Annotated in this window: 22 protein-coding genes; 9 read left to right on the top strand and 13 right to left on the bottom strand. The window is 60.8% G+C overall.

Features of this window, described 5'->3' with window-relative positions:
• Positions 1-17 precede the first annotated feature (17 nt).
• The gene (locus tag HMPREF9695_RS05030; protein ID WP_006019727.1) at positions 18-2,372 is read right to left on the bottom strand and encodes an efflux RND transporter permease subunit; all 2,355 of its coding nucleotides are present in this window, start codon (positions 2,370-2,372) and stop codon (positions 18-20) included.
• Positions 2,373-2,632: 260 nt separating this feature from the next.
• On the opposite strand from HMPREF9695_RS05030, the gene trhO reads away from it, so the two are divergent.
• The 7 genes from trhO (at position 2,633) to HMPREF9695_RS04995 (ending at position 8,796) form a co-directional block, all read left to right on the top strand.
• Complete coding sequence (gene trhO, locus HMPREF9695_RS05025; RefSeq protein ID WP_006019726.1) at positions 2,633-3,433, top strand: oxygen-dependent tRNA uridine(34) hydroxylase TrhO; 801 nt, start codon at positions 2,633-2,635, stop codon at positions 3,431-3,433.
• Positions 3,426-3,644, top strand: a complete 219-nt coding sequence (locus HMPREF9695_RS05020; protein WP_006019725.1) for a SlyX family protein — start codon at positions 3,426-3,428, stop codon at positions 3,642-3,644. The genes trhO and HMPREF9695_RS05020 overlap by 8 nt, the downstream gene beginning before the upstream one ends.
• Positions 3,645-3,768: 124 nt before the next feature.
• Complete coding sequence (locus tag HMPREF9695_RS05015) at positions 3,769-4,950, top strand: substrate-binding domain-containing protein (protein ID WP_006019724.1); 1,182 nt, start codon at positions 3,769-3,771, stop codon at positions 4,948-4,950.
• Between the two features lie 103 nt (positions 4,951-5,053).
• A complete protein-coding gene (locus HMPREF9695_RS05010; RefSeq protein WP_006019723.1) occupies positions 5,054-5,821 on the top strand; it encodes an ABC transporter ATP-binding protein in 768 nt (255 codons plus the stop codon).
• Positions 5,822-6,002: 181 nt separating this feature from the next.
• Positions 6,003-6,725 (top strand): ABC transporter ATP-binding protein, encoded by a 723-nt coding sequence (locus HMPREF9695_RS05005; RefSeq protein ID WP_006019722.1) that lies wholly within the window; start codon positions 6,003-6,005, stop codon positions 6,723-6,725.
• On the top strand, positions 6,722-7,744 hold the full coding sequence (locus tag HMPREF9695_RS05000; RefSeq protein ID WP_006019721.1) for a branched-chain amino acid ABC transporter permease: 1,023 nt from the start codon (positions 6,722-6,724) through the stop codon (positions 7,742-7,744). Before HMPREF9695_RS05005 ends, HMPREF9695_RS05000 begins: the two co-directional genes overlap by 4 nt.
• Positions 7,741-8,796: a branched-chain amino acid ABC transporter permease gene (locus HMPREF9695_RS04995; RefSeq protein ID WP_006019720.1), complete on the top strand. Its 1,056-nt coding sequence runs from the start codon at positions 7,741-7,743 to the stop codon at positions 8,794-8,796. The genes HMPREF9695_RS05000 and HMPREF9695_RS04995 overlap by 4 nt, the downstream gene beginning before the upstream one ends.
• Before the next feature lie 123 nt (positions 8,797-8,919).
• Here HMPREF9695_RS04995 and HMPREF9695_RS04990 read toward each other — a convergent pair whose 3' ends face one another.
• From HMPREF9695_RS04990 to HMPREF9695_RS04960, 7 genes are all read right to left on the bottom strand, one after another.
• Positions 8,920-9,387 (bottom strand): cupin domain-containing protein, encoded by a 468-nt coding sequence (locus tag HMPREF9695_RS04990; protein WP_006019719.1) that lies wholly within the window; start codon positions 9,385-9,387, stop codon positions 8,920-8,922.
• 182 nt (positions 9,388-9,569) lie between these two features.
• Positions 9,570-10,343: an esterase/lipase family protein gene (locus HMPREF9695_RS04985; RefSeq protein WP_006019718.1), complete on the bottom strand. Its 774-nt coding sequence runs from the start codon at positions 10,341-10,343 to the stop codon at positions 9,570-9,572.
• A 201-nt stretch (positions 10,344-10,544) separates the two neighbouring features.
• Positions 10,545-11,834: a DUF445 domain-containing protein gene (locus HMPREF9695_RS04980; RefSeq protein WP_006019717.1), complete on the bottom strand. Its 1,290-nt coding sequence runs from the start codon at positions 11,832-11,834 to the stop codon at positions 10,545-10,547.
• Between the two features lie 130 nt (positions 11,835-11,964).
• Positions 11,965-12,453, bottom strand: coding sequence for a phasin (locus HMPREF9695_RS04975; RefSeq protein ID WP_006019716.1), 489 nt, complete (start codon positions 12,451-12,453; stop codon positions 11,965-11,967).
• Positions 12,454-12,615: 162 nt separating this feature from the next.
• Positions 12,616-13,212 carry a GNAT family N-acetyltransferase gene (locus HMPREF9695_RS04970; RefSeq protein ID WP_006019715.1) on the bottom strand — a complete coding sequence of 199 codons (597 nt, stop codon included), beginning with the start codon at positions 13,210-13,212 and terminating at the stop codon, positions 12,616-12,618.
• Positions 13,209-14,303: a PHA/PHB synthase family protein gene (locus HMPREF9695_RS04965; protein ID WP_006019714.1), complete on the bottom strand. Its 1,095-nt coding sequence runs from the start codon at positions 14,301-14,303 to the stop codon at positions 13,209-13,211. Before HMPREF9695_RS04965 ends, HMPREF9695_RS04970 begins: the two co-directional genes overlap by 4 nt.
• On the bottom strand, positions 14,300-14,686 hold the full coding sequence (locus HMPREF9695_RS04960; protein WP_006019713.1) for a hypothetical protein: 387 nt from the start codon (positions 14,684-14,686) through the stop codon (positions 14,300-14,302). The genes HMPREF9695_RS04965 and HMPREF9695_RS04960 overlap by 4 nt, the downstream gene beginning before the upstream one ends.
• Positions 14,687-14,874: 188 nt before the next feature.
• Between HMPREF9695_RS04960 and HMPREF9695_RS04955 the strand changes: the two genes are divergently transcribed.
• Positions 14,875-15,789 carry an alpha/beta fold hydrolase gene (locus HMPREF9695_RS04955; protein WP_006019712.1) on the top strand — a complete coding sequence of 305 codons (915 nt, stop codon included), beginning with the start codon at positions 14,875-14,877 and terminating at the stop codon, positions 15,787-15,789.
• A 48-nt stretch (positions 15,790-15,837) separates the two neighbouring features.
• On the opposite strand, the gene HMPREF9695_RS04950 is transcribed toward HMPREF9695_RS04955, so the two are convergent.
• The 4 genes from HMPREF9695_RS04950 to HMPREF9695_RS04935 all read right to left on the bottom strand — a co-directional run bounded on the left by HMPREF9695_RS04950 (position 15,838) and on the right by HMPREF9695_RS04935 (position 22,671).
• Positions 15,838-19,077 (bottom strand): bifunctional cytochrome P450/NADPH--P450 reductase, encoded by a 3,240-nt coding sequence (locus tag HMPREF9695_RS04950; protein ID WP_006019711.1) that lies wholly within the window; start codon positions 19,075-19,077, stop codon positions 15,838-15,840.
• A 132-nt stretch (positions 19,078-19,209) separates the two neighbouring features.
• Positions 19,210-20,211 (bottom strand): alpha/beta fold hydrolase, encoded by a 1,002-nt coding sequence (locus HMPREF9695_RS04945; protein WP_006019710.1) that lies wholly within the window; start codon positions 20,209-20,211, stop codon positions 19,210-19,212.
• Between the two features lie 15 nt (positions 20,212-20,226).
• Positions 20,227-21,765: a WS/DGAT/MGAT family O-acyltransferase gene (locus tag HMPREF9695_RS04940; RefSeq protein WP_006019709.1), complete on the bottom strand. Its 1,539-nt coding sequence runs from the start codon at positions 21,763-21,765 to the stop codon at positions 20,227-20,229.
• A gap of 99 nt (positions 21,766-21,864) precedes the next feature.
• Positions 21,865-22,671 carry an esterase/lipase family protein gene (locus HMPREF9695_RS04935; RefSeq protein ID WP_006019708.1) on the bottom strand — a complete coding sequence of 269 codons (807 nt, stop codon included), beginning with the start codon at positions 22,669-22,671 and terminating at the stop codon, positions 21,865-21,867.
• A gap of 280 nt (positions 22,672-22,951) precedes the next feature.
• Here HMPREF9695_RS04935 and HMPREF9695_RS04930 point away from each other — a divergent pair, with 280 nt between their 5' ends.
• Positions 22,952-25,654 carry a bifunctional acetate--CoA ligase family protein/GNAT family N-acetyltransferase gene (locus HMPREF9695_RS04930; RefSeq protein ID WP_006019707.1) on the top strand — a complete coding sequence of 901 codons (2,703 nt, stop codon included), beginning with the start codon at positions 22,952-22,954 and terminating at the stop codon, positions 25,652-25,654.
• Between the two features lie 6 nt (positions 25,655-25,660).
• Here the strand turns inward: HMPREF9695_RS04930 and HMPREF9695_RS04925 are convergent, their stop codons facing one another.
• Complete coding sequence (locus HMPREF9695_RS04925; protein WP_006019706.1) at positions 25,661-26,716, bottom strand: alcohol dehydrogenase; 1,056 nt, start codon at positions 26,714-26,716, stop codon at positions 25,661-25,663.
• Between the last annotated feature and the right edge of the window lie 198 nt (positions 26,717-26,914).

Raw genomic sequence — 26,914 nt, 5'->3', positions numbered from 1 at the left:
GAGAGACGCCTCGGGGTTTATTTCCTGCCCCACGCCGCCTTGATGCGGTGAGAGGTGCTGATCAGCCACATCGCCGTCGGCCGCAAAATGAAAAGGTCGGCGATCAACGCCGCGATCATGGCGAAAGCGCTGAGCCATCCGAACAGGCGCAGCGACGGCAGATCGGAAAACACCGTCACCACCAGACCGCAGGCCAGCACCACCGTGGTCAGGATCAAGGCCGGGCCGACCAGAACCGTGGCGCGTTCGACCGCCTGCGCCTCGTCGACGCCAGGCTTCTCTTCCAGCCGCAAGCGGTTGAGGAAATGAATTGTCGCACTCAATCCCAGGCCGAATGACACGGTCAGCGCGACCACGCTTGCAAACTGCAGCCCCTCGCCCATGAACCACAATACCGTGCCCGACAGCACAACCGGGAAGATGCCGGGCAGGATGCTCGCGAACATCACCACCACCGAGCGGAACGCCAGACCGATAAAAGCCGCAACCAGAATGAACTCGATGGTCAGACCGTGGTTGAGTTTTCCAATCATGCTGGCGCTGTTGCGCGCGGCGATGGCGGACAGGCCGGTCACCGCAATATTGTAGCCTGGATGCGCCTGACGGACCGTCCCCATCGCTGCATCGAGCTTCTCGACCGTCGGCAGGATCTGGCTGGAGTCGAGATCAGGCACGCGTCCCGACACCACGACCGCGTCCTGCTGCTCGGAAATAAAGCGCCTGACCAGATAGGCCGGCAGCAGGTCGACATATTCTTTCAGGATCGCCACGTCAGAGCGGCCGGCTTTTTCCGCCAGCCAGCGCCGCAGCGTCTCGATCGACCAGACGTTGCCGACACCCGCCTGCTTCTCGATGATCGAGTGAACGGCTGCGATGGTATCGAGCGTATCCTGATCATAGAGCGACTTGCCCTTCGGGAATTCGATCAGCACATCGATCGGATTGGCGCCGGTCAGCTTGGCATCAAGGCGGCTCGAGGCTTCAACGGCCTGCTGCTTGTCCGGCACCTGATCGGCCAGACGATAGCGCGGCTCAAGGCTCGCGTAGATAATACCGAGACCGAGCACCACGAGCAGCGCAATCAGACTGAAAAGTCCGGGGTGCCCGACCATCCGCTTGGCGATAAACGCGCAGAACGCACGCAGGGCTTCGACGCCACGGTCCGCCCCCTTCACCTTGGTGGCGAGGAGGTTCTCCTTGCGCACCAGCAGAACGCCAAACACGGGCACCAGCGACAACACCGCGAGCAGTGCGATGACGGTCGCCATCAATCCGGCCTCGCCGAAGGTGCGGATCAGGTCGGAATCGGAAAACTGCAAGGCAAGGAATGACAACGCCGCCGTGCCGTGGGTCAGCACGCAGGCTGGCCCGACCACCAGCACGGCGTTACGAAAGGCGGTGTATTTATCCTCGCCCGCGATCAGACGATCTCGAGCCGCGAACGTAAGCTGCATCGAGTCGGCGAAACTGATGACCATAATGAGCGGCGTCATCACGTTCAGGAACATGTTGAGGCTGAAACCGAGCCAGCCCAGCGTGCCGATCGACAGCAGGATCGCCAGCAGCGGCGGAAACGCCGCGACGATCATGAACGAGATGCGGCGGAAAAAGATGATCGCTATGATGCAACCAGCCAGAATGCCCGCGATGTTGTAGGTCAGGCCGTCCCGCTCGACCGCGTTGCGGATTTCGAGCTGCATCACCGGCACGCCGGACAACTGGCTATTCAAACCGGTGTCGGCGAGATCTTCGCTCATCAGCTTGCGAACTTCGCCGATGGTCGCGTTGAGGCCCTTGTTGCCGACAATCTTCGGGTCGAGCGCGAGCACGATCAGCGCCAGCGTGCCGTCCTCAGACAGCAGCTTGCCCTTGATGACCTCGTTTTCTTTTACGCGCTTGATAAAGGCATCATAAGCCGCGCCTTCCGGCAGGGTTTCAGGAAACAGGGCCGCAGGCAGCCGTCCGCCCTCGGGCGGCTGGCGCGCGGAGAACAGCGAGATAATGCCGCGGGTGCCGTCCACAAGTTGCAGGTCTGTGACCAGGTCGCGCAGCTTTTCGAGCGACGAGCGCTCCAGCAGCGACTTGCCCTCCACCACGACCAACACATCATATTCGCTGGACGGGAAGCGCTTGGTCACTTCCTCATATTGTTTGTATTCGGGCGTATCGGATCGGAACAACTGGCTCAGCGAATCGTCGATCTTGATGCGCTGGATGCCGAACACTGCGATCACGCACAGCGCAATCAGGACCACCGCCGCCGTGCGCGGCGCGCGCAGCGCAATCAGCCCGATCCGTTCCAGGCCGAACGCGATACTGAAGTTCTTTTTTCCGGAATCGCTGTGAACGGGCTCTTTTGAAATCTGATGCAACGGGACGGTTCCGATTCGAAGGTAAGCCAGCGTTTTATCTAGCAGATTTCCCTGTCATGGGGCATGCACGCCAAATAAAGCAGCATTAAGTAGCCTTTGCGACACACCTCACCGGTTCGGCGCAAACCTGGCCGGAACACGACACTGCCGGTCGGCCAGAATTTGCCCCAAAATGCGGCAAAACCCGGCCGTCTGCTCCCGCCCGGCCTGACGTTGAATACGGGTTTTGGGGCTAGGCCCCGTGCGATATAACCCCCGCCATGTCGTACAAGGTCGCCGCATTTTATCAGTTCGTCGCGCTCACGGATTTTGAGGCGCTCAGGGAGCCCTTGCGCAACATGTGCGTGGCGCTCGATATCAAGGGCATCATCCTGCTGGCGGCGGAGGGCATCAACGGGACCGTCGCAGGCCGCGAGGCTTCCATCGATGCCCTGATGAACCAGTTGCAGAATGGCGCGCTTTTCAATGGCCGCCTCGACAATCTGGAACTGAAGTTCTCGAGCGCGAGCGAGATGCCGTTCAACCGGATGAAGGTCCGGCTGAAAAAGGAGATCGTCAGGCTCGGCGACCCGGAAACGGATCCCAACGCGCGGGTCGGCATCTACGTCGATGCCGCCGACTGGAACGCGCTCATCAGGCAGGACGACGTGCTGCTGCTCGACACCCGCAACGGCTTCGAAGTCGAGATGGGCACGTTCGAAGGCGCGGTCGATCCGAAGATCACCCGCTTTGGCGAGTTTCCCGATTTCGCCAGCCGCACACTCGACTCCAGCAAGCACAAGAAAATAGCGATGTTCTGCACCGGCGGCATCCGCTGCGAAAAGGCCAGTTCCTACTTGCTGTCGCAAGGCTTCGAGGAGGTCTATCACCTCAAGGGCGGCATCCTGAAGTATCTTGAGGAGATCCCCGAAGAGCAAAGTCTGTGGCGCGGCGAATGCTTCGTGTTCGACCAGCGCATCGCGCTCGGTCACGGGCTGAGCGAGCGTCAGGCCCTGCGTGGGGATGGAGCGGATCACACCGACGCGACAGAGATCGACATGAGCGAGCAAGCCGATGACTGAGCCCACCTCGCCCGCCACGCGCATCGACGCGCTGGAAATCCGCATCGCGTATCTCGACGAAACCATCGAGACGCTGAACAGTACCATTACCGCGCAATGGAAGCAGATCGACGCCCTGAGCCGCGAGATGCTGGCCCTGCGCGAGCGGCTTGATGACGCCGAGGCCAAATCGGGCTCACCCATCACGAACGAGCCGCCGCCCCATTACTGAGCGGCGTCAGGGCTGTGACACATGGCCGATCGATTACGGGCCGCAGGGAAATTTTCGCAAAAAAATTGGTAATTCCGATCCGTGTATGTATGGTCCGCCCTGAGGAAAATCGGGGAGGACAATAATGCGTAAAATTGCAATTCTCGCAGGCGTCGCGGCCGCGCTGGCCGTAGCACCGGCGTCAGCCGACGATCTCAAGATCGCGCTGATCTACGGCAAGACCGGACCGCTGGAGGCCTATGCCAAGCAGACCGAAAACGGCCTGCGCATGGGTCTGGAATACGCCACCAAGAACACGATGACGGTCGATGGCCGCAAGATCGTCCTGATCACCAAGGACGACCAGGGCAAGCCGGACCTCGCCAAGGCGGCGCTGGCCGAAGCCTATCAGGACGACAAGGTCGATCTCGCCATCGGCACCACCGCCTCTGGCGCGGCGCTGGCCATGCTGCCCATCGCCGAAGAAAACAAGAAGGTGCTGATCGTCGAGCCGGCGGTGGCCGACGCCATCACCGGCGAGAAGTGGAATCGCTACATCTTCCGCACCGGCCGCAACTCGTCGCAGGACGCGATCTCGAACGCGGTCGCTATCGGCAAGCAGGGCGTCACTGTCGCCACGCTCGGTCAGGACAACGCGTTCGGCAAGGACGGCGTCGCCGCGTTCAAGGAAGCACTCGGCAAGACCGGCGCGACATTGGCAGCGGAAGAATATGTTCCGGCAGCTACGACCGACTTCACCGCGGCAGCCCAGCGCCTGTTCGATGCGCTGAAGGACAAGCCCGGCCGCAAGATTATCTGGGTGATCTGGGCCGGCGGCGGCGATCCGCTGACCAAGATCCAGGACATGGACCCGAAGCGTTACAACATCGAGCTGTCGAGCGGCGGCAACATTCTCCCGGCGCTGGCTGCCTACAAGCGCCTGCCGGGCCTCGAAGGCGCAACTTACTACTACTATGCCATCCCGAAGAACCCGATCAACGACTGGCTCGTCGCCGAGCATCAGAAGCGCTTCAACGCGCCGCCGGATTTCTTCACCGCGGGCGGTTTCGCCGCGGCGATGGCTGCGGTGACCGCTGTTCAGAAGGCGAAATCGACCGACACCGAGAAACTGATCGCGGCGATGGAAGGCATGGAATTCGATACGCCGAAGGGCAAGATGATGTTCCGCAAGGAAGACCATCAGGCGCTGCAGAGCATGTATCACTTCCGCGTCAAGGTCGATCCGAACCTCGCTTGGGCGGATAACGAACTGGTCCGCGAACTCAAGATCGAGGACATGCAGATCCCGATCAAGAACAAGCGGTAACAAGCACGTCGTCATTGCGAGCGAAGCGAAGCAATCCACTCTTCAAAAGCTGGATTGCTTCGTCGCTTCGCTCCTAGCAATGACGAACGACGAGACTCGAAACATGCCCCTCACCCTAGAGACCCGCGACCTGACCATCCGTTTCGGCGGCCATGTTGCCGTCAACAAGGTGAGTTGCACATTTCGCCCCGGCGAACTGACCGCCATTGTCGGACCGAACGGCGCCGGCAAGACCACCTACTTCAATCTGATCTCGGGACAGTTACGGCCGACCGCCGGCGAAGTACTGCTCGCAGACGAGAACATCACACGCCTGACTGCCCCCCTGCGCACGCGCAAGGGGCTCGGCCGTGCGTTCCAACTGACAAATCTGTTTCCGAACCTGAGTGTCGAGGAAAATGTCCGCCTTGCCGTGCAGGCGGCCAGCGGCGTGCATTACGAGATGCTTCGCCCATGGATGAAGCGCCGTGACCTGATCGAACGCGCCGATGCGATCCTCGATTCCATCGCGCTCGGCAACCGCCGCGCGGTCGCAGCGGCGGCCCTCTCCCATGGTGACCAGCGCAAACTTGAAGTTGCGCTGATGATGGCGCTGGAGCCGAAAGTCTTCATGTTCGACGAGCCGACCGCGGGCATGAGCGTGGACGAAGTGCCGGTGGTGCTGGATCTCATCGCGCGGCTGAAGCAGGACACCAGCAAGATCATCCTGCTGGTCGAGCACAAGATGGACGTGGTGCGCTCCCTCGCCGACCGCATCATCGTCCTGCACAACGGACAACTGGTCGCCGACGGCAAGCCAGCCGAGGTGATCGCCTCGCCGATCGTGCAGGAAGCCTATCTCGGCATCGCGCCCGGAAAGAGTGCGGCATGACTTTCACAGTGCACCCGCAACCGACTCAGCGCAGCTCCCTCCCCCCTTGCGGGGGAGGGTTAGGGTGGGGGGTAAACCACAAGCGCAATCTTCGTGATAACCCCCACCCCCGACCCCTCCCCGCAAGGGGGAGGGTTGCAGTAAGCGCAACCATCGCAATTCATGCACAAGAGACCGCGGCATGAGCGACATGCTGACTCTCACCGGCGTTCACACCCACATCGCGCAGTATCACATCCTGCATGGCGTCGATCTCAATGTGCCGGAAGGCCAGATCACCATGCTGCTCGGCCGCAACGGCGCGGGCAAAACAACCACACTGCGCACCATCATGGGCCTGTCACCGCCCTCCTCCGGCCAGATCAAACTTGCCGGGCAGAACATCGAAAAGCAGACGACTCCGGACATCGCCAGCCTCGGCGTCGGCTATGTGCCGGAAACCATGGCGGTCTTCTCGGACCTGACCGTGAAGGAAAACCTGATCCTCGCCGCGCGCGAAGGTCCACTCGACGACACGCGGCTGCAATGGATTTTCGGATTCTTCCCGGCGCTGAAACGCTTCTGGTTGTCGCGCGCGGGATCGCTGTCCGGCGGGCAGAAGCAGATGCTGTCGATTGCGCGCGCCATTGTCGAGCCGCGCAAGCTGCTCCTCATTGATGAGCCGACCAAGGGTCTTGCGCCCGCCATCGTCGTCAACCTGATCGAATGTCTCGCTGAAGTGAAGAAGCGCGGCGCGACCATCCTGCTGGTGGAACAGAATTTCCGCGTGGCGCAGGAAGTCGGCGACAATGTGCTGGTGATGGACAACGGCAAGATCGTGCATCGCGGCGCGATGGCCGACCTCGCCAAGGATACCTCGTTGCAGGAAAAGCTGCTGGGTCTCAGCCTCGAGGCGCATCAATGACCGACACGACGACACCACCGGCTGCCGTTGAACCGCTGCCCCAAGCCAATCGCGATTTCATTCCGCTGTTGCTGCCAATCGCACTTGCCCTCGCCATGATCCCGCTGATCGGCTCGCCTTCGACCTGGGTGACCCTGACAATCGCAAGCCTCGCCATGGGCATGATGATTTTCATCATGGCCTCCGGGCTGACGCTAGTGTTCGGCCTGATGGATGTCCTGAACTTCGGACATGGCGCATTCATTGCGGTCGGCGCCTATGTCGCGACGCTGGTGCTGGCGCCGATGGCCGGATACGTCCAGGCCGACTCGCTGTGGCTTAATCTGCTCGCGCTGTCCCCAGCCGCGCTGCTGTCGATGGCGGTCTCAGGCGCGCTCGGCCTCGTGTTCGAACGGGTGCTGATCCTTCCCGTCTACGGCAACCATCTCAAGCAGATCCTGATCACCATGGGCGGGTTGATTGTCGCTGAACAGTTGCTTTATGCGCTGTGGGGCCCGGAGCGCATTCCGCTGCCGCTACCGGCGTCGCTACGCGGGTCCTTCATTCTCGGCGACATTGCCATCGCCAAATACCGCGTGCTGGCGATGGTCGTCGGCCTTGTAGTGTTCAGCCTTGTGCTTCTGGTCTTGAACCGCACAAAGATCGGCTTGCTGATCCGCGCCGGTGTCGAAAATCGCGAGATGGTCGAGGCGCTGGGCTATCGCATCAAGCGGCTGTTTCTCGGCGTCTTCATGACAGGCTCCGCGCTGGCCGGCCTCGGAGGCATCATGTGGGCGCTCTATCGCGAGGAAGTTCACGCCTCTATCGGCGGCGAACTGACGGTACTGATATTCATTGTGATCATCATCGGCGGCCTCGGCTCTATCGGCGGATGTTTCATCGGCGCGATCCTGGTCGCCATGGTCGCGAACTATGGAGGCTTCCTGGTGCCGAAGCTGGCGCTGATCTCGAACATCCTGCTGATGGTGGCAATCCTGATGTGGCGGCCGCGCGGACTCTATCCGGTGACAAATCGATGATGATCCTTTCCGGCGATCCGCCGCGCAGCCGCGTTCTCTCTCTCCTGCTCATCGTCATCGTGACGGTGCTGGCGCTGGCTCCGTTCCTGTTTCCCGGCGCCAAGGCGATGAATGTTGCCACCAAGATCTGCATCTTCGCGCTGCTGGTGGCGTCCTACGATCTGCTTCTCGGCTACACCGGCACGGTGTCGTTCGCGCATACAATGTTCTATGGCATCGGCAGCTACGGCATCGCCATTGCGCTCTACGCGATGGGGCCGACGTGGTCGGCGGTGGCCACCGGCATTGTCATTGGCCTGCCGCTGGCCGCGCTTCTCGCGCTTTGTATCGGACTGTTCTCGCTGCGGGTGCAGGCGATCTTCTTTGCCATGATCACGCTGGCCGTTGCGTCGGCGTTTCAGGTGCTGGCCTCGCAACTGTCGTGGCTCACCGGCGGCGACGATGGCCGCAGCTTCCGTCTGCCGGAGTTGCTGCGTCCCGGCACCGTGATCATTCCGAAAGATGTATTCGGCTTCGAATTCAACGGACGCATACTAACCTACTACATCGTCTTCGCGATCGCGGCTGCGCTGATCCTCACGCTGCTGCGCATCGTGAACTCACCGTTCGGCCGCGTGTTGCAGGCGGTGCGCGAAAACCGTTTCCGCGCCGAGGCGCTCGGCTATCGCACCGTGTTTCACCTGACCTGGGCCAACGTGATTGCCGCTCTGGTCGCCGCCTGCGCCGGCGTGCTGAATGCGTTGTGGCTGCGCTATGCCGGACCGGAGACGCTCTCCTTCACGATCATGATCGACATTCTGCTGATGGTGGTGATCGGCGGCATGGGGACGATGTACGGCGCGATCATCGGCGCGGCGATTTTCATTCTCGCTGAAAACTACCTTCAGGCGCTGATGGGTGCGGCCTCGCAGGCGACCGCCGGTGCGGGCATTCCTGTGTTGCCTGCCCTGCTGCATCCCGACCGCTGGCTGCTGTGGCTCGGTCTGCTGTTCATCGCCAGCGTGTACTTCTTCCCGACGGGAGTGGTCGGCAAACTGCGCGGGAAAGGCTGACAAGAAAATGGCCGGAACATCGGCGTTCTTAGAACGCCGTTCTTCAAGGGCTATGCCCGGCCGTGACGATTTATGAAAGCATCACCCGAGACCATGATTCAGGCTCTCGGCTCTGTTCAAATTCTAATTGCCTTTGCGTGGATCATCGGCCGGATTGACATAAATGATCCCCTGCGGCCCCATCCCGTGCAACTGGATGATGGAGTCCTCGGTGAACCACGCGTAATGCTGCATGCCTTTCGGAGCGAGCGCAAAACCTCCAGCCTTGAGAGCGCTGCCATTCTTATCGTTGAACGTGCCACCCATTCCAATGTTGAACGTGCCTGAGATGACGGTGACATTTTCATCGTTAGGATGTGTATGCGGCGGCACCTTGTATCCGGCAGGTACCTTCACCCTAACAACATAAAGCCCTTCCTTCGACGGATCACCGCTCAGCACGGCCATCTGTGCGCCCTTCGGGAAAGCCGGCGGTGCCGGGGCCCATTTCAGTTGATCAGGGGACACAACAGCGTGGTTGTCGGCAGCCGTCGCGGGGAACGGAAACAAAATGGTCAGCGACAGGGCGGCGATCAGAGAGACGCGCTTCATAGCATTCCTCCTGACGTGTTGCCGCGCATCAACGTGCGCAGGCCCCCACCAGCCAGGCGCACATAATCCGCGCCTGGCATGAATGCCAGCACCCGATAGGATTATGCGAGACTAAAAGCATGCTCCCGGGACACCGCCCTGAGGCGGTTCCCGGGACGGGAATATCCGCCGAGATCAACCGTTCAGCGGCCCGGATCGGGATAAACCAGGCTGCGCCAGCCGCTGCGATCGAACGGCTTCCATTCGCCTTCCGCCTGCGCAAGACGATCGGCGACGGCATAAACGATCGCCGGATGGTGACCCATGCCGCAATGGCTGGCGCCCTGCACCTCGATGTTCTCGGCATACGTGCCCGGCTGCTCGATACAGCTTTGCCACGCGCAAATGCCGTCGGTACGGCTGAAGATCGCAGTGGTCGGCACCGGCGGTGTCCTCGCCATCTCGCCGCCGAAGGTCGTATCGTGCTGGTCGGCGCGGCGGCCGCTGACAGTCTCATAAGTGCGCCACGCATTGGTCGCCCGCGGACTCCCCGCGAACGGGCTGCCGAGCGTGATCACCGAGCGCACACGGTCCGGCATCATCTTCGACAACTGCCGTGCATAGATTCCGCCGAGGCTCCATCCCACAAGACTGACCTTGCGGCCGTGCGTCTCGTTGAGATCCTGCACGAGATTGATCATGGCGTCCTGCACACCGGCGCGCGGACCGAAATTGCGGCCAAGGCCCCAGCCGCTCACGGCATAGCCGCGGCTCTTCAGGAACGAGCGCAGCGGACGCGTCGCGTTGTCGCTGGTGATCAATCCCGGCAGCACCAGCACGGGATGACCATCACCCTTGGGCGCGAGGCTGAGCAACGGAAGCGCTCCGAGGAAGGCGCCGAATTCGTTAATGGCGCGCGCCTCCATCAGCATCAGCAATCTGGATGGTGGGCGAAGCGTCTGGGTAGCAACGGACATTCGATTTCCTTTTCGTCAGTACGTTTCCGGCTTTCGGCCGGCGCGACAAAATCAACTCCAATGCGAAACGAATCAGGACAACACGTCAATCAACGCACATTGATTTAAGCTATGGGTCAAATTCCGGCATTTCAAGCCGCCTTCGTCGCGTTTGAAACGAGTGTTGCAAATTGCCGACAGGCTGAATTTTCGCGTGGACTATCAGAGCGTTTTGATCACCACTTCCGCGGTGTGCAGTGCAACACCCGCGAGTCCTCCGATCAGCGCGCCATTGAATCGGATGTATTGCAGATCCTTGCCCATGTTGATCTCGATCAGGTTGATCAACTGCTTCATGTCCCATGACTTGACCTGATCGGCGATAAAACGCGACACGCCGCTCTTCTGATCGGCGATGAAGCTGCGAAGCACAGCAACGATGCCACCGTTGATCTCTGCGCGCATTTCGCTGTCGGCGGCGAGTTGCCGGCCCGCCTCCAGGAACACGTTGGCGAGATGATGCTGCAGCACGTTGCTCTCGCCGCTCGCGCTTCGGTCAATGAATGCCTTGATGTTGGCCCAGATGTCGCGCGTCAGCGCAGCAAGCTCGGGACGCGCCAGCAGGTCGCGCTTCAATCCGTCGATGCGATCCGCGTAAGTCTTGTCGTTCGCCAGCTTGTCGGGAAGTGTCAGCAGGATGCGATCGACCTCGCCGCGAAACGGATGCTGGGGATCAGAGCGCACTTCTTCAAAGAACGATGTGGCCGACGCCGCAACCCTCTTCAACAGGAACTTGTCGGCGCGATAAAACTTCAGCAGCGTCGGAAGCTCGTTGCGGATTTTCTCCCGGATCAGTTCAAGCGTCTCCGGCTTGTTGATGGACTCGTGAATTGCCTGCAGCAGATCGTCGAGCATGCCCTTGTGGCGTCCCTCGGCGATAAAGCCGCGGAGCGTTCCCGCGGCCAATGGCGCGAGATCGACAGACTGAAGCTGCGTCACGATGCGGCGTGTGAAGTACGACTTCAATCCCGAGGTTTCCGCGGCCGCAAGCGCCTCTGGCAACAGACGCAGAACGAAACGCGCCAGATCCGAACTTTTCTTCGGATCTGTCAGCCAGGCTGAAATGAACGATGCGAAATCGACCTCACGCAACTTCGCGTCGACCGGCGCCGGGCTCAGAAAATGCACCTCGATGAATTCGCCGAGCTTGTCAGCGATTCTGTGCTGATTTTGCTGGATGATGGCGGTGTGCGGGATCGGCAGCCCCAGCGGACGGCGAAACAGCGCCACCACGGCGTACCAGTCCGCCAGACCGCCGATCGTCGCTGCCTCCGCGAAGGCTGCGAGAAATCCAAATCCCGGATGCACGCGCTCCATCGCCTTGGCGATGATCAGCACGACGACGCAGCCCGCGAGCACGAGCGTGGCGAGCATCTTGACCCGGCGCAGTTCCGCGGCGCGCGCGATGTCGCCGGTATCCGCGACCAGCACGAATTTTCCGTTGTCAGCCATGATCGATCCCGGTCAACCGACATTGCATCGCGAACCCGCTCCCGTCAAAGGATGGAGGCGCGCGGCAAACAAAGGCCCGCTCGAAGCGGGCCTTTGGTCGTCAAATTGTAGGGTGGTCGAGGCCGGACTATCAGGCCGACTTGCTGTAGGACGCGACCTTCGCGAAGTTGTCCTGCGCGGTCTTCGCACCGTCGGCGATCAGCTTGCCGAAGTATTCGGTGGTGGCCTTGGCGCGCGACATCACGACTTCGCCCTGAGCGCGGAGCAGATCGCCCTGGATCGTGACGGCTTCGTTCAGCGACTTCGCCGACGCCAGCTTGTCGATGCCCGAGAACAGCGCCTGCGCGTCTTCGTAAACGGCCTGCTGGATGCTGCGGGAGATCTTCGCGGTCTCGCTGACCGAACCGGCAACAGCGGTTTCGATCGCCGAGGTCACCTTCTCCGAACCGGTGTGGATTTCAGCAGCACGGTCCTTGGCGGTGCCGGCGGCCTTCTTCACGAACTCACGAGCAGCTTCAGGAACTTCCACGTTCGGGAAATTCTTCAGCGCGTCGGTGACGGGCGCGAAAGCGGACTTCACGGTGTTCAGCACGGACTCGGTGTTGAAAGAATTCGTCATTGTCTGTCTCCATCCTCAAGGTTGCGAGCTATGGGCTCATCCCCGTCCGGTATGGCCCGGGGCAAGGTGGTTATGCCAAAGTCTTAGATGCACCGCAACAATAATGTTGCACTGCGCCATCACGAACTCGTGATAATATCAAATTTAAGCTATTTCAATGGCTTAACCGACAGCTTCGGAGACCCCATAGGCCTCGAGCTGGGCACGGACCTTGGAGACATTGTGACCGAGAACCACGATATCGTGGGTTTTCCCGGCCAGGTCCCTCACCTGATCGTGCAGCAGGGCCTCCGCCTTGAAGCCGAGGCTCTCGAACAGGGCGATGGCGCCAGTCTGATCGACCGTCATCTGGGCCACGATCTTTTCCAGCCCTGATCCCAACGCGAGCGCGAAGGTTTCCTGCGACAGCGCACGGCCTACACCGAGACCGCGGACGTCCTTGGACACCACCATGCGGATTTCGCCGACATGCGGCGACCACGACAGAAGATCCCGGACGATGGTGCCGCAGCCCACCACCGTACTCCCCTTCACTGCCAGAAGACTCACCAAACCGCCGCGCTCGAGCTCCTTGATCCAGGCGGAGAGCACCTTCGGCTCGCTGATGTTGCGCGGAATGAAGAGCAGGTCATGAACCGGGAGCTTTTGCGCGAAGGCAAGGACAGCCGCCTCGTCCGCCGCCGTCATGTGACGAAATTCGATCTCGCCGCCTTCGGTCATGACGCGACGCGGATAGGAACGCATTTCAGTGCTGCTCATGTTGATCGCTCACTTAACCAGGAATCGAGTTTGGGCCAAAGGCGCTTGATGGCATTCGCGCCGGCGACGAGACTGACATGACCGCCCTTGAGAATGATCTCGGTCTTGTCAGTCGATCCGATCATCTGCATCAGATGCTTGGCCGCATCGTAAGGCACGATGTGATCGTGCTCAGCGACGGCGTGAAGCAACGGGACTTTGATCTTTGAGATGTCCGCAGGACGCCCGCCAACAGTCATCGTGCCGTTGAAGAGCTTATTGTCCCACATGAGATCTTTCGTGGTCTGCCGGAAATATTCACCGGCCAGCGGCAGCGTATCCTGCCCCCAACGATCAAACATCTGGAAGGATTTCACGTACTCATCATTCCAGATGTTTTCCCAGAGCTGTATCTGCCCGACAGCGCGCGACGCCGGCCGCAGCATTTCAAACGACGACCGGATCATTTCGGGCGAGACATTGCCGGCTTTGTCGATCAGTCCATCCACGTCGAAATAACGCCGGTCGGCGAAATTCTGGAACAATTTCATCTGGCGGAAATCGATCGGCGTGGTGAAGCATACGAGGTTCTTCATCGGCCCGTCGTTGAAAATCGAGCCGTAAAGCAAGGACAGCACACCGCCGAAACAATACCCGATGACGTTGACATCGGTCTCGCCGGAATCCTCCTGCACGCGCCGAATGCACTCCGGAATGAAGCCGAGCACATAGTCTTCCATGCGCAGCGACTTTTCTTCCGGACGCGGCGCGTTCCAGTCGAGCATGTAGACATCGTAACCCTGCTTCAGCAGGAATTCGATGAAGCTCTGACCCGGCACCAGATCGAGGATGTAACCGCGGTTGGTCGTCGCCATCACGATCAGGATCGGGATGCGATAGATCTCACCCGCCAGCGGCCGATAGTGATAAAGATTCATCGTGCCTCTGGAGATCAGTACATCTTTCGGCGTCGATCCGAGCGAAGGCCCGGACGATGCGAAATACTCCACACCCTTGATGCTGCGCTGAATTGCACGCTGGACTTCGGTCTGGATGCGCTCTCCGATCTGCGCGACGTCCGGCAGAGCGCTTGCGTTGGCCTGCGCGTTCATGGCGTGCCTCCCTTGGCCGCAGATGGAGGCTGCTTGGTGCGCGGAGGCCGTGGCGCGGCCATCCCGTTGCTCTGGGCGACAGGATCACCATGCACGCGATTGAGAAGCGCCCTGATTTCGCTCAGTTGCCCTTCGATCGATTGCAGCCGGTCAGCCATATCCGTCATCTGCGCACGGCTGGGCAGGTTCATACTGACCAGATAGCGCTCCATCAGGTCGCCGACGGTTTTTTGCGCACCGACCGAAGCGCCGGTGAGCTGATGCGTGACCCGACTGAACTGCTCCGAACCCATGACCTGATTGGCCATGGCGTTGAAACCTTTTTCCATCTCGGCAAGCATGGTGTGCCACACCTGCACCGGATCGGTTGGTTTGTCGGACATATAAGGCGCCCCTCCGGAAGCGTTAACGAATAGCCGTTGGGCCAGCTTTTTTTGCTATTCCATACCGTTGCGGGGGTTCGGTCAACCGACCCGTCGTTTAAAACAGGCGCGACACCGTTCCCGGCTTCTGCAAGCCCCCAAAGCATGTAATAGGGGTTTTAACTTTATTTCATTTCGAGAGGGACGACGTGGACGCAATTGCACACCAGCCTCCGCAGATGGCGAAGGCCAACGGAATCGAACTTTGCTACGAAATCTTCGGTGCGCCGGATGCAGAACCGCTGGTCCTCATCATGGGTCTTGGCGCGCAGATGATTCACTGGGATGACGAGTTCTGCGAGCAGCTCGCCGGGCGCGGCTTTCGCGTGATCCGTTTCGACAACCGCGATATCGGAAAATCGACCAGGCTTTCGGGCGGAAAGCCGCTGCGTCCGATGGAACTGATCAAGCTCCGGCTTTTCAAGATCGCTCCTGAAGCGCCCTACAAGCTGTGGGACATGGCCCGTGACGTCGTAGGCCTGCTCGATACACTCGGAATCAAAAAGGCGCATATCGTCGGCGCCTCGATGGGCGGCATGATCGCGCAGGAAATTGCGATGCAGCATCCTGACCGGGTACTGTCGCTTACATCGATCATGTCATCGACGGGCAATCCCAAGCTGCCTCAGCCGACCCGTGAGGCGTCGGCCATTCTGTTCGCACCTCCGCCGACTTCCAAAGAGGAATATATCGAGCGTTTCGGCAAGACGTGGAAAGTTCTGCGCGGCGGTTCATTCCCGCAGGACGAAGCAAAAGACCTTCACCGCGCCGAGGCAACATATGCGCGCGGCCTCAATCCGGCGGGCGTCGGACGGCAACTGCGCGCCATTCTCGCCTCGGGCAATCGCAAGGATCGGCTGCGGTCGGTCAGGGCGCCGACGCTGGTCATTCACGGCACCATCGATCCGCTGGTGCGGGTGGAAGCCGGAAAAGACACGGCAGCGTCCATTCCCGGCGCGAAGCTGCTGCTGATCGAAGGCATGGGCCATGCACTGCCGATTCCGATGTGGCCGACAATCATCAATGCGATCGCCGAACACGCGCGCGGAATCACCAGGAACTAACAAGAAAGCGTGCGGAGGCGGCCGGCAGATATCCGGCCGCTGGAAATCTCAGCTCCCCGCCCAGACGTCGAGTACGTAGCGGTTCTGCGTCCCCATGGTGTCGATCCATTGCAGGGCGGCGGCCTCGTCGGCTCCGGTCCGCTCGCGGTAGATTGTCGTGAGCACGCGCTTGACGTCCGGCTCCATCTTGCTGCCGTCACCGCACACGTAAATGATCGCGCCTGCCTCGATCAGTTTCCAGACCTTGTCCTTCTGGTCGGCGATCAAGTCCTGCACATAGCTCTTCGGCGTGTCCGCGCGCGAGAAGGCGACGTGAAGATCGGTGATCCCCTTCTCGGCATAACCCTTGAGTTCATCCGCATAGAGGAAATCCTGCTCGGGATGGCGGCATCCGAAGAACAGCATCGAGGGGCCGAGCGTCTGCCCCTTCTCCTTCATCGCCGCGCGTTCCTGCAGGAAGCCGCGGAACGGCGCGAGACCGGTGCCCGGGCCGATCATGATGATCGGCGTCAGGGGATTCTCGGGTAGCCGGAAGCCGGCCTTGGTTTCGCGAACGATGGCATGAACCACATCGCCCGGACGCCGGCTGGCGAGATAATTCGAGCAGACGCCCTTGTAGATGCCGCGTCCGGAGGTCGCGGGCGCATCGACCACACCGACGGTCACGCTGCACTTGTTGCTACCGAGCGCCGCCGGCGACGACGAGATGGAGTAGTAGCGCGGCGACAGCAGCGAGAGCATTTCCAGATAGGTGTGGAACGGCAGCTCGCACGCCGGATATTCCTCCAGCAGGCTGTAGACCGACCTGCGCTTGCCCAGGATTTCCGAACGGTAGAGTTCGGTCGAGACAGGATCGTCACCGATAAAAGCTTCCAGCTTCGGTTTGGTCCTCGGGCAGCGTGTATTCTCCGCCATGATCTGGATCTGCTTGCGGGTCGCGATCTGCTGCAATTCCACGAACTCGGTCAGCAGCCGCCCGACCGACACGGCATTGTCGACCGGCAACTGCGCCCGGCGTCCGGCGGCGACATGCAGCCGCACCTGATCGGCAGGCAGGAAGCCGAAGCGCCGCGCCACGGCGTCCACCAGAACCGGGTCGTTCCGCGGAATGACGCTGAGGTGATCGCCGACGCGGTAGCTGATGCCTTCAGGCAATTCCACTTCGATATGCCGCGTCGAGCGCGTAGACGGATTGGCGCCGGATTTGTTCTGCAATTCGTCGTTGATGAGAAGCTTGACCGGCACGGCGCCGCCGGAGACTGCGATCGTGTTGACCGCGCTATGCGCCACTGGTTCGATCTTGTAGAGCGGCTCATCGTTGGCTTCACGCGTGAACCCCGTCTCGATACCGGCTTCCTTCCCGGCAAGCTCCCGCACTGATTTGAACCATTTCTCGAATTGTCCATCGAGATCGTCGCGGGCATCGCCCTCTCCGCGCGGCAATCCAGCCTTCGCGCCATGGGCGGAAAGCTGCTCGTCAATCAGGCGCGGGATCGACTGGTAAGTCGCCAGCCAGTCGCTGTTGCCGCAACCGAACACGGTATAACGAACGCCCTCGAAGGCATCCTTCGGAAGATCGCTGCTGAGCCAGTTGACGAACTTTGTCGCATTGTCCGGCGGCGCGCCATTGTAGGACGCGCAGAAAATGATGACGTCGCCTTGATCCTTCAGGTTGCCGACATAGTCGTCGAGCGGCGCAAGCTTGGTGGCAAACCCGTTGACTTCGGCCAGATCCGCAACGCGATGGGCCAGTTCCTCGGCGGTGCCGAGATTGGAGCCATAGAGAATGAGCAGCGGCGTGTTGTGACCGGGACGAACGCGCGCAGGTGCGGCAGTCCCGGATGCATCTGCGACCGCAGCCCCGGGACGGTTGGCGACGATGGTGCGGTCCTTGTCCGAACGCGCCCGCACCTTAATCTTGAAGCCGTCGGGCTTGATCGTCAGCGTTTCTTTCAGATGCATCTGATAGCGCGTGTGGTCCAGCAGCTTGAAGCGCTGGAGGATCATGCCGAGCGCCAACGCGGCCTCATGCATCGCAAACCCGCGGCCGATACATGCACGCTGGCCGTTGCCGAACGGCTTCCAGGCATTCGGCGGACGCTTGGTCTCAGCCTCACGGCTAAAATTTTCCGGATCGAATACATCCGGGTTAGGTCCCCACACCGAAGGATCGCGGTGCAGCGCCATCACCAGGATCGTAATGAAGGTGCCTTTCCGCAGCTTGTACTTGCCGCCAATGGTTTCATCCTTGAGCGGTGTGACGCCGTACGCCGGCGCCGGCGGCCACATCCGCAGCGACTCTTTCAGAATCTGCGAAATGTATTGAAGCTGCGTGACCTGCTGGAACGTGGGCTTGGCATCGATGTCAGCACCGAGAACGCGATCGACTTCCTCGTATGCTTTCTTGAGCACCTCGGGGTGCTTGAGCATGGCATAGATCGCGCAGGATAAAAGGCCGCTCGTGGTTTCGTGGCCCGCAATCAGGAAGGTATTGATCTGGTAACGGATGTTGACGTCGTCGAGTTGTTCGCCGGTCACCTTGTCGACGCCGGTCAGCATCGCATTGAGCATGTCTTTAGTGCTCGCAGCGGCCTCGGCGTTCTTGCGGCGTTCGGCGACGATTTCGTCGACCATGTTGTTCATGAACGCAACGTCTGCCGCCATGTCGGTCCGGCGCGCGCGCATGAACAGCCCTTCCAGCGGAAGGCCGCGCGTCATCATGATCGTTTCCAGCGAACGCACCAGCGCGCCGACAAACGGGTGATAATCCTCCCGGTAAAATGAATTGAAACGATAGTCGAAACCGCACAGCCCGATGGTATCGAGCGTCAGCGCGGTCATGTCGTGCACGACGTCGATCTCATCGTCGGCGTTGAGCCGTTCCCATTTCTTGACGAGCTGTTCAGCGATATCCACCATCATCGGGTGGTAGGACTGCATCGCCCGACCGCCGAACGGCGAGAGCAGGATGTTGTGCGCCTTGTTCCAGTTCGGCTCGGTCGTGTCAGCCGTGAACAGGCCATCGCCGCCGATCGCGCGCACCCGGCGCAGCGCTCCGCGCACCGCCTTGTCGAACCGCTTCTCGTCGCTCAACTCGTTGACAAGTTCGAAGCCCGAAACGATCACCAGCGGCTGGCCCATCATGTCGAGCCAGAAGATCGGGCCAAGCTCCTTGGTCTTGCGTACCAGATCCTGCACAGGCGCTGTCGAGTCCAGCGACAGCATGTTGCCGACGACCGGTTTCTTCGGCGGATGCGGAATGGGATTCAGCTTATTCTGGGACGCCATCGCTCGGATATCTCCTGCCCACGTGACTTATTGATGCCCGGCTGGCCCGGAGCTTTTCTCCGAAGCTACTGTTCCGGCGCATGTTTTGCAAAGAACTTATACTGCAAGGGCTTTGGCTGGCTCGCGGCGGCGTTACCCGAAACGCCGCCTTCGCCACTCGAGGATTTTGGCGCTGACCTCACGGGGCTGCTCCTGCTGAGTCCAGTGGCCGCTGTCTCTGATCAGGTGTTTTTCGAGATCAGGAACAATATTCTCCATCCCGTCGCATGACGAGGGCGGAAGAACCGCATCGTTCTCCGCCATGATCATCAGCGAGGGCACGCGCACGGTGTGGTCGATATGCGCCGAACGCTCCCAGTTTCGGGTCATGTTGCGATACCAGTTGATCCCTCCAGTGAAGCCCGAGCCTTTGAAAGCATCCACGAACACCTGCATTTCCTCGGGCGTCAGGATTTTCTCGCGAGGATCGAGCTTGCCATCGTAACCCGCGACCATCTGCGGGAACGCCATGTTCAGCTTCGGTGACGCGCCGAGACCCGCCGCTGGCGGCCCTTCGCCGGCTTCCGGCGCTTTCTTTTGCGGCATCGGCTTGCGCATGAAGAAGTCGAAGGTTTGCTCGACACGGCTGTCGAATATCTTGTCGGCGCGGCGTTCAGGGTCCTGAAACTGCGCGATATAGAGATGGTCGCCGTACCGCTGGCGCAGAAGTCCGATCGGATCGCTTGCCGTTCGCGGGGTGTGCGGCGTGTTGACGCCGATCACGCCTGCGACACGGGATGGATGCCGCAGCGGCATCTGCCAGACAATAAACCCGCCCCAGTCGTGGCCGACAAAGATCGCCTTGTCGATGTTGAGATGATCCAGCAGGCCGACCAGATCGCCGGTGAGGTGTTCAATATCGTAGGCTTCGACCTGCTCCGGACGGTCCGTCGCGCCATATCCGCGCTGGTCTGGCGCAATAACCCGGACACCCGCCTCGCTCAGCGCCTTGATCTGATGGCGCCAGGAAAATGCGATCTCCGGCCATCCATGGCATAGCACCAGCGGCGGCTTGTCTGACTTGGGACCGGCTTCATAGAAGCCCATGCGTATGCCATTGACCTCGGCATACTGAAGCGGCGGCATTTCCATCATTGCAGGTGCCACGTCTCAGCTTGCCGCGCTTGCGTGATTGCCGGGCGCTACTGCTGCGGCGAGCAGCTCGAACTCCTTGGGCAGCATGTTTGCCAGCACTTCCACATGCGGAATGATGTTGGCTCCGGCGATGAAGCCGAAATCGAGCTGGTCGCGATAGCTTTGCACGGTAATGTTCAATGCGAGGCCATGGGTCGCGATCGAGACCGGGAAAATATGAAGCAATTCCGCGCCCACCGCATAAAGCGTCTGCCGCGGACCCGGCACATTCGAGATCGTGACGTTTGCACTCGGCGGAAGCACATCGGACAGATTCGAGCGGCTGTAGAGCAAGGCCAGCACCTGAATCAGGATCGGCGCGCCCAACATCGAAATGTTGGACATCGAGGGCATCAGCGCCCGCAGCGGATGCGACATTTCCTTCGATTTGGCCGACTGGGCGATGATCGCCTGAAGGCGCTCCTTCGGGTCCTCGATATTGGTCGCCAGCGAGCAGATCATCCCGAACACCTGATTGTTGGCTTCGGTGTTGCCCTCCTCGCGCAGCGAGATCGGCACCGCTGCCGTCAGTGACCGGCTGGGCAATCCGCCATGCTCGAGCAGATACCTTCGCAGCACGCCGCTCGACAGCGCCATCACAACGTCATTGAGTTTGCCGCCGGCCTGCTTTGCGATCGCCTTGGCTTCAGGCAGCGAGACCGAGACGCCGGCGAAGCTGCGTTCCGACGAAATCGTCTTGTTCAGCATTGTCGATGGCGAGACCATGCTCGCCAGACTGTCCCGCGATTTCGGGTCGGAAACCTTCGCGATCATGTCGCGGATGCTCTTGACGGTTTCCGGCACTCCGCCAAGCATCCTGATGCCGCTCTCGATCTGGAACATCGCGTTGTCGAACAGAACGGACCCGAGATCGCTTTTGCCGCTGCGTGGTAGGTCGAAGCTTTTGGCCTTTGACGCATCGAGCGGCTGACGCCAGAGCTGGGTATAGGAATCCAGCATGTTGGCCGCGATGTCCCGCGGCTCGTTGGCGGGCTTGTTCGGAACGACCTTCGGAAATTCACGCGGCACCGGTGTGATGTCATAGATCATGTTGGTGAGCGCAGCGCCGGCGCCGCCATCTATGCAGGCATGGTGCATCTTGGAATAAAGCCCGATCTCGTTGTTCTCCATGCCCTCGAACACGTAAAACTCCCAGAGCGGACGCGCCCTGTTGAGCAGCTTGGCATGTATCCAGCCCACCGTTCGTTCCAGCATTGCCCGGTTATGCGGTGCCGGCAAACTCGCCCGGAAGATATGACGGTCGATGTCGAACTGGTCGTCCTCGACCCAGCTCGGATTGTCGATGTCTAGCGGAGCTTTCTCCAGCCGCGCCTTGAGGATCGGGGCAACATGAATCCGGTCCGCGATCATCTTCTTGAAGTCTTCGAAGAAATCGCCCTGATAACCGTCCTTCAGCTTGAAGATCGCCATGCTTCCGACATGCATCGGCATCTCGGGCGTCTCGAGATAAAGGAACGACGCGTCCATGGAGGACAGCTTCCTGGCGTGACTCATAGTACCCTCCCGTTTCAGGCGAGATCACGACGCCCCGGAAATTCGTTTTCCGTTCTCCTGCACCGTGCTCCGACGGCCGCCGTCGCCTTTCCGGCGATCTCATCCGGCAGTATTCTCTTTCTCCGGTCGTGCATAGGCCAGCGCGAACGGCCCCGAGCGATCGAACGGATGAAATTCCCCTTCTTTCTGCGCGAGACGATCAGCGACCGCCCACAGCGCAGCGGCGTTCACGCCGATGCCGATATGGCTCGCGAGTGTGATCTCGATGTTTTCCGCTGTCTCGGCTTCACGCACGAGGCAAGTCCGCCAGTTCACGATCCCGTCGGTGCGGGTATAGAGCGATGACGTCGGCACCGGCAAATCGCCGGACAACGCCTGAATATCCTTGATGTCGGCGTCTTCAATGGTTTCGCCCGACACCATCTCGTAGACGCGCTTGGCATTGGTCGCGGAGATGTCACCAGCGAAGGGGCTGCCCAGCGTCACGACATAACGAACCATCTCTGGCATTCGGAGCGCGAGATCACGCGCATAAACGCCGCCAAGGCTCCAGCCGACCAGGCTGACCTTGCGGCCGGTTGCGTTGTGAACGCTGGCGAGCAGCTTGCCGAGCTTGTCGCGCATGCTGTAGACGCCCCCGGTGTTCCGGCCGAATCCCCAGGGATGGGTCGAGAACCCGAGCAGATCGAGATAGCGCCGCAGGATGAGTGTCGAGACATCGCTTGCCAGCAGGCCTGGCAGGACCAGCACGGGATGCCCGTCGCCGCGGGGAGCCGTCAAAAGCGCGGGCGCCATCAACAACGTGGCGTTCAGTTCGAACACCCCTCGCCCCTCGGCAAGAAACAGACCGAGATTTGGCGGCCGTAATCGGCCCTTTGTAGCGAGGTGGCTCTCGTTAACTGTCATTGCGACCTGCCCGGGCAAACAGCTTCATCACACAACGCTCTTACTGCTTCGCACTGAGGCAGTCCGCATAGTCTAGAAGCATGTCGGGCCTCATGCCAATCGGGTTTCGGTGAAAACGGCTGCGTGGTGAATTTTATTGCTCTGCACCATGTTCCGTAACAAGGTGGACGCGGCGGCGGCCTGAGGAATCGCGGCATGCGACCTCATGCCCTTGGACCGGCACCGGCGCATTTGCCGCCCAATTGCGATAGCCTGTGACGACGATGGCCCGAGACCTTCCATGAGCACGTACCGCCTCGACCACCTGTTTTCGCCACGTTCGATCGCAATCGTCGGCGGAAGCTCGAAGCCCGCGTCCGTTGGCGGCGCAACGTTGCGCAACCTGCTCGCTGGCGGTTTCAGCGGACCGATCTACATCGTCAACCGCAAGCATTCCGAAATCGAAGGCATCAAGACGTTCCGCGACATCAAGGACATTCCAGAGATACCCGATCTCACGATCATCTCGACGCCGCCATCCGCCATTCCGGATATCGTGAAAACCGCAGGCGCCCGCGGACACCCGGCCGCGATGGTGCTCTCCGCCGGCCTCGGCGTCGGCACAGGATCTTACACGGAGGCGATCGCACAGGCGGCGCGAAAAACCGGCTTGCGCCTGATCGGACCATCGCTCGGCGTTCTGGTGCCTCGCGTGAAGCTGAACGCCAGTTTTGGATCGCGTTTGCCACAAAACGGCGATCTCGCTCTGATTTCGCAGTCAGGCGCGATTTCGACCGCACTGGTCGAATGGGCCGCGAACCGTAATGTCGGTTTCTCCGCCATCGTTTCGACGAGTGAAAATCTCGACGTCGATTTTGGCGATCTGCTCGACTATTTCGCACTCGACTCCGACACGCGCGCCATCCTGCTCTACGTGGGGTCGATCAGCGACGTGCGAAAATTCATGTCGGCGGCGCGCGCCGCCGCGCGCGTCAAACCCGTGGTCGCCATCAAGTCGGGGCGTCATTCGCAAGGCGCGCGCGCGGCTGCAACCCATACCGGTGCCCTGGCCGGGTCGGATGCCGTCTACGATGCCGCGTTTCGCCGCGCTGGCCTGCTGCGCGTGCTTGACCTCGACGAGCTTTTCTCCGCCGCTGAAACACTTGGACATCTGCAATCGTCCCATGGCCACCGCCTTGCGATCGTCACCAATGGTGGAGGCCTTGGCGTGCTCGCGGTCGATCGGCTGATCGACCTCGGCGGTGAGCTTGCGGGCTTGTCCGAAGACGTCAAGAAAAGCCTCGACAAGGTTCTGCCTGAGCGATGGTCCGGCGCAAATCCTGTCGACATTCTGGGTGATGCGGATGGCGAACGCTATGCGAAGGCCTGCGAGCTTGTGCTTGGGGATACGGCGAACAATGCGGTCCTGATAATGAACTCGCCCAACACGCTGGCCTCACCGGTTGAGTGCGCGAAGGGCGTGGTCGCCGCCGTGAAGAAGTTCCGCGCCGAGACCTATTCCCGCAAACCGGTCTTCGCCGCCTGGGTCGGTGACAACGGGGCCGCCTCCGCAGTGTTCGGGGAAGCGGGAATTCCGCATTTTCCCAGCGAAGCCGATGCCGTGCGCGGCTTCATGCACATCGTGCGCTATCGCGAAGCTCTCGACGTCGCGATGCAGACGCCGCCCAGCCTGCCGGAGGACTTCGTGCCGGATGTGGCGGCGGGGCGTGAGATCATTCAGAACGCGTTGCGAGACCGGCGCAGTTGGCTCAATCCGATCGAAATCAATGACCTGTTCGCAGCCTATTCGATCCCCATCGCATCCGCAGTACTCGCGCAGGATCCGGATCAGGCGGCGCGTGCCGCGACACCTATCTTGGCAGAAGGCAATACAGTTGTCGTCAAGATCAGCTCGCCGGACATCTTAAACAAGTCCGATGTCGGCGGCGTGCGCCTGAACCTGACCAGCGAGCGCGCGGTTCACGACGCAACCGACGATATCCTGCAACGGGCCCGCAAGATGCGGCCGAAAGCCCGCATCGACGGCGTGACGATCCATCCAATGATCTTGCGTCCGCGTGCGCGAGAGCTGATCGCGGGTCTCGCCGACGACCCGACCTTCGGACCGGTGGTCGTGTTCGGACGCGGCGGTACGGCGGTGGAGGTCATCAACGACAAGGCGCTGGCGCTTCCGCCGCTGGACCTCAATCTGGCAAAGAGCCTGATTGCCCGCACCCGCGTCTCGCGGATCCTCAAGAGCTACCGCGACGTTCCTGCAGCGGACGAAGGCGCGGTCGCGCTGATCCTCGTCAAGATCGCGCAAATGGCAGCAGACCTGCCGGAAATCCGCGAGCTCGACATCAATCCGCTGCTGGCCGACAAGGATGGCGTCATCGCTGCGGACGCACAGGTCTCGATCGCGCCGCTTAGCGAAGCGCTCCGCGGCTCGGGTCACTACCGCTTCGCGATCCGGCCATATCCGAAAGAATGGGAACGGCACACCACGCTGAAGGATGGCCGGCACATCTTCGTGCGTCCGGTCCGGCCCGAGGATGAGCATCTTTATCCAGAGTTCTTTTCGCATGTCAGCCAGGAAGACATCCGGCTGCGGTTCTTCTCCGCGATGAAGGAACTCTCTCACCCGTTTATCGCGCGCCTGACGCAGCTCGACTACGCTCGCGCAATGGCCTTCATCGCTATCGAAGAAACCACCGGCAAGATGCTCGGCGTAGTGCGGCTTCACACCGAGGCCGACTTTTCCAGCGCCGAGTTCGCCGTGCTGGTCCGGTCCGACCTCAAGGGCGTGGGGCTTGGCCTGCTGTTCATGAAAATGATTATTGAATACGGGAACGCGGAAGGCGTGCGCGCGATCCGCGGCCAGGTCCTGAGCCGGAACACCAGAATGCTCGATATGTGCCGGCGGCTCGGGTTTCAGATCGGGCCCGATCCGCAAAACTCGGACATCTCGCTTGTCGTTCTGCCGCTGGCGGAACGGGCCAAGTAGTTTGCGTCAGGGAACGAGTACGGCGCGGCCGACAAGCTTGCCCTTCTTCAGGTCGTTGAGCGCGGCATCGGCCTTCGTCAGCGGCATCCTGGTAACCGGAATCGGTGCGATCTTCTTCTCTCGCACCAGATCGATCAGCTCCTGCGTCTCACGCAGGTTGCCGACGTAACTGCCCTGAATCGTGATTGCCTTGATCGGAATCAGCGGCAAGGCCCACGGCGCGCCGCCGCCGAACAGCCCGACCATGACAAGCTTGCCGCCCTTGCTGAGACAATCGAAACCAAGCTGAGCCGTCGCGGCGTTGCCGACCAGATCGATTGCGCCAAGAACGGGCCTGCCTGCCTTCGCTGCAATCTGCTGCAAGGCATCCGGTGCAGCGCCGTTGACGAATCCGAGCGCACCGGCGTCCTCGGCAGGCTTCCGCTTGCTCTCATCGATATCGACAACGATAGCGCCCTTGCCGCCCATGGCTTTCAGGATCGACAGCGCCATCAGACCCAGCCCGCCCGCACCAAAGATCACGATGGGCTGGTCCAGAATCGATTCGAGCTTCCTGATCGCACTGTATGTCGTCACGCCTGAGCAGGCATACGGCGCAGCCGTTACCGGATCGAGCCCCTTGAGATCGAGCAGATAACGCGGATGGCGCACCGTGATGTGATCCGCATAGCCGCCGTCGCAATACACGCCGATCGAATTCGGCTTGACGATGCACATGTTTTCATCGCCTGCCTTGCAGGTCGCGCATTCGCCGCAGCCGAGCCAGGGATACACCAGCCGCACGTCGCCGACGGCCACGCCCTTCGCGTCGGGCCCAAACGCAACAACTTCGCCGACCGTCTCATGTCCCATGGTCAACGGCAGCGATACTCCGCGATCCTTTAGGGACAGCGGCTTGCGGCCATGCCCCAGATCATAGCCGCCCTCCCAGATATGCAGGTCGCTGTGACAGACACCCGCGGCTTTTACCTTCAGCAGAACCTGCGTGCCTTCAGGCTTCGGGGTCGCGATGTCCACTTCCGTCAACGGTGCGTTGAATTCAGTGACCTTGAAACTCTTCATCGCGTCTCTCCCTTTTCTTATGCAGCCGTCTGCGGCGCGGATGCTGTTCGGGCGCGAGTAGAGGCGAGCCAAGGTAACCCTGTCAATATGGCGCGGCACCCTGCCCGTCCCACTGCCAGATGAACCTTGGCCGCAGGCTCCTTATGGATTACCCAAGACTGGCCGGCACAACGCTTTAGTCTCGCCGGCGGCGACCGA

Origin of the sequence: Afipia broomeae ATCC 49717, assembly GCF_000314675.2 — a bacterium.
Lineage (GTDB): Bacteria > Pseudomonadota > Alphaproteobacteria > Rhizobiales > Xanthobacteraceae > Afipia > Afipia broomeae.
The sequence above is the reverse complement of the archived record's forward strand: the minus strand, read 5'-3'. Positions and strand labels throughout refer to the sequence as shown.

Excerpts from the sequence above, each read along its gene's own strand:
- HMPREF9695_RS04980 (WP_006019717.1), bottom strand. The coding sequence starts at position 11,834 with ATGGCTGACAACGGAAAATTCGTGCTGGTCGCGGATACCGGCGACATC.
- trhO (WP_006019726.1), top strand. The coding sequence starts at position 2,633 with ATGTCGTACAAGGTCGCCGCATTTTATCAGTTCGTCGCGCTCACGGAT.
- HMPREF9695_RS04985 (WP_006019718.1), bottom strand. The coding sequence starts at position 10,343 with ATGTCCGTTGCTACCCAGACGCTTCGCCCACCATCCAGATTGCTGATG.
- HMPREF9695_RS04970 (WP_006019715.1), bottom strand. The coding sequence starts at position 13,212 with ATGAGCAGCACTGAAATGCGTTCCTATCCGCGTCGCGTCATGACCGAA.
- HMPREF9695_RS04935 (WP_006019708.1), bottom strand. The coding sequence starts at position 22,671 with ATGACAGTTAACGAGAGCCACCTCGCTACAAAGGGCCGATTACGGCCG.
- HMPREF9695_RS04965 (WP_006019714.1), bottom strand. The coding sequence starts at position 14,303 with ATGAACGCGCAGGCCAACGCAAGCGCTCTGCCGGACGTCGCGCAGATC.
- HMPREF9695_RS04975 (WP_006019716.1), bottom strand. The coding sequence starts at position 12,453 with ATGACGAATTCTTTCAACACCGAGTCCGTGCTGAACACCGTGAAGTCC.
- HMPREF9695_RS04945 (WP_006019710.1), bottom strand. The coding sequence starts at position 20,211 with ATGATGGAAATGCCGCCGCTTCAGTATGCCGAGGTCAATGGCATACGC.
- HMPREF9695_RS05020 (WP_006019725.1), top strand. The coding sequence starts at position 3,426 with ATGACTGAGCCCACCTCGCCCGCCACGCGCATCGACGCGCTGGAAATC.
- HMPREF9695_RS04950 (WP_006019711.1), bottom strand. The coding sequence starts at position 19,077 with ATGGCGTCCCAGAATAAGCTGAATCCCATTCCGCATCCGCCGAAGAAA.
- HMPREF9695_RS05005 (WP_006019722.1), top strand. The coding sequence starts at position 6,003 with ATGAGCGACATGCTGACTCTCACCGGCGTTCACACCCACATCGCGCAG.
- HMPREF9695_RS05010 (WP_006019723.1), top strand. The coding sequence starts at position 5,054 with ATGCCCCTCACCCTAGAGACCCGCGACCTGACCATCCGTTTCGGCGGC.
- HMPREF9695_RS04990 (WP_006019719.1), bottom strand. The coding sequence starts at position 9,387 with ATGAAGCGCGTCTCTCTGATCGCCGCCCTGTCGCTGACCATTTTGTTT.
- HMPREF9695_RS04940 (WP_006019709.1), bottom strand. The coding sequence starts at position 21,765 with ATGAGTCACGCCAGGAAGCTGTCCTCCATGGACGCGTCGTTCCTTTAT.
- HMPREF9695_RS04930 (WP_006019707.1), top strand. The coding sequence starts at position 22,952 with ATGAGCACGTACCGCCTCGACCACCTGTTTTCGCCACGTTCGATCGCA.
- HMPREF9695_RS04925 (WP_006019706.1), bottom strand. The coding sequence starts at position 26,716 with ATGAAGAGTTTCAAGGTCACTGAATTCAACGCACCGTTGACGGAAGTG.
- HMPREF9695_RS04995 (WP_006019720.1), top strand. The coding sequence starts at position 7,741 with ATGATGATCCTTTCCGGCGATCCGCCGCGCAGCCGCGTTCTCTCTCTC.
- HMPREF9695_RS05000 (WP_006019721.1), top strand. The coding sequence starts at position 6,722 with ATGACCGACACGACGACACCACCGGCTGCCGTTGAACCGCTGCCCCAA.
- HMPREF9695_RS04960 (WP_006019713.1), bottom strand. The coding sequence starts at position 14,686 with ATGTCCGACAAACCAACCGATCCGGTGCAGGTGTGGCACACCATGCTT.
- HMPREF9695_RS05015 (WP_006019724.1), top strand. The coding sequence starts at position 3,769 with ATGCGTAAAATTGCAATTCTCGCAGGCGTCGCGGCCGCGCTGGCCGTA.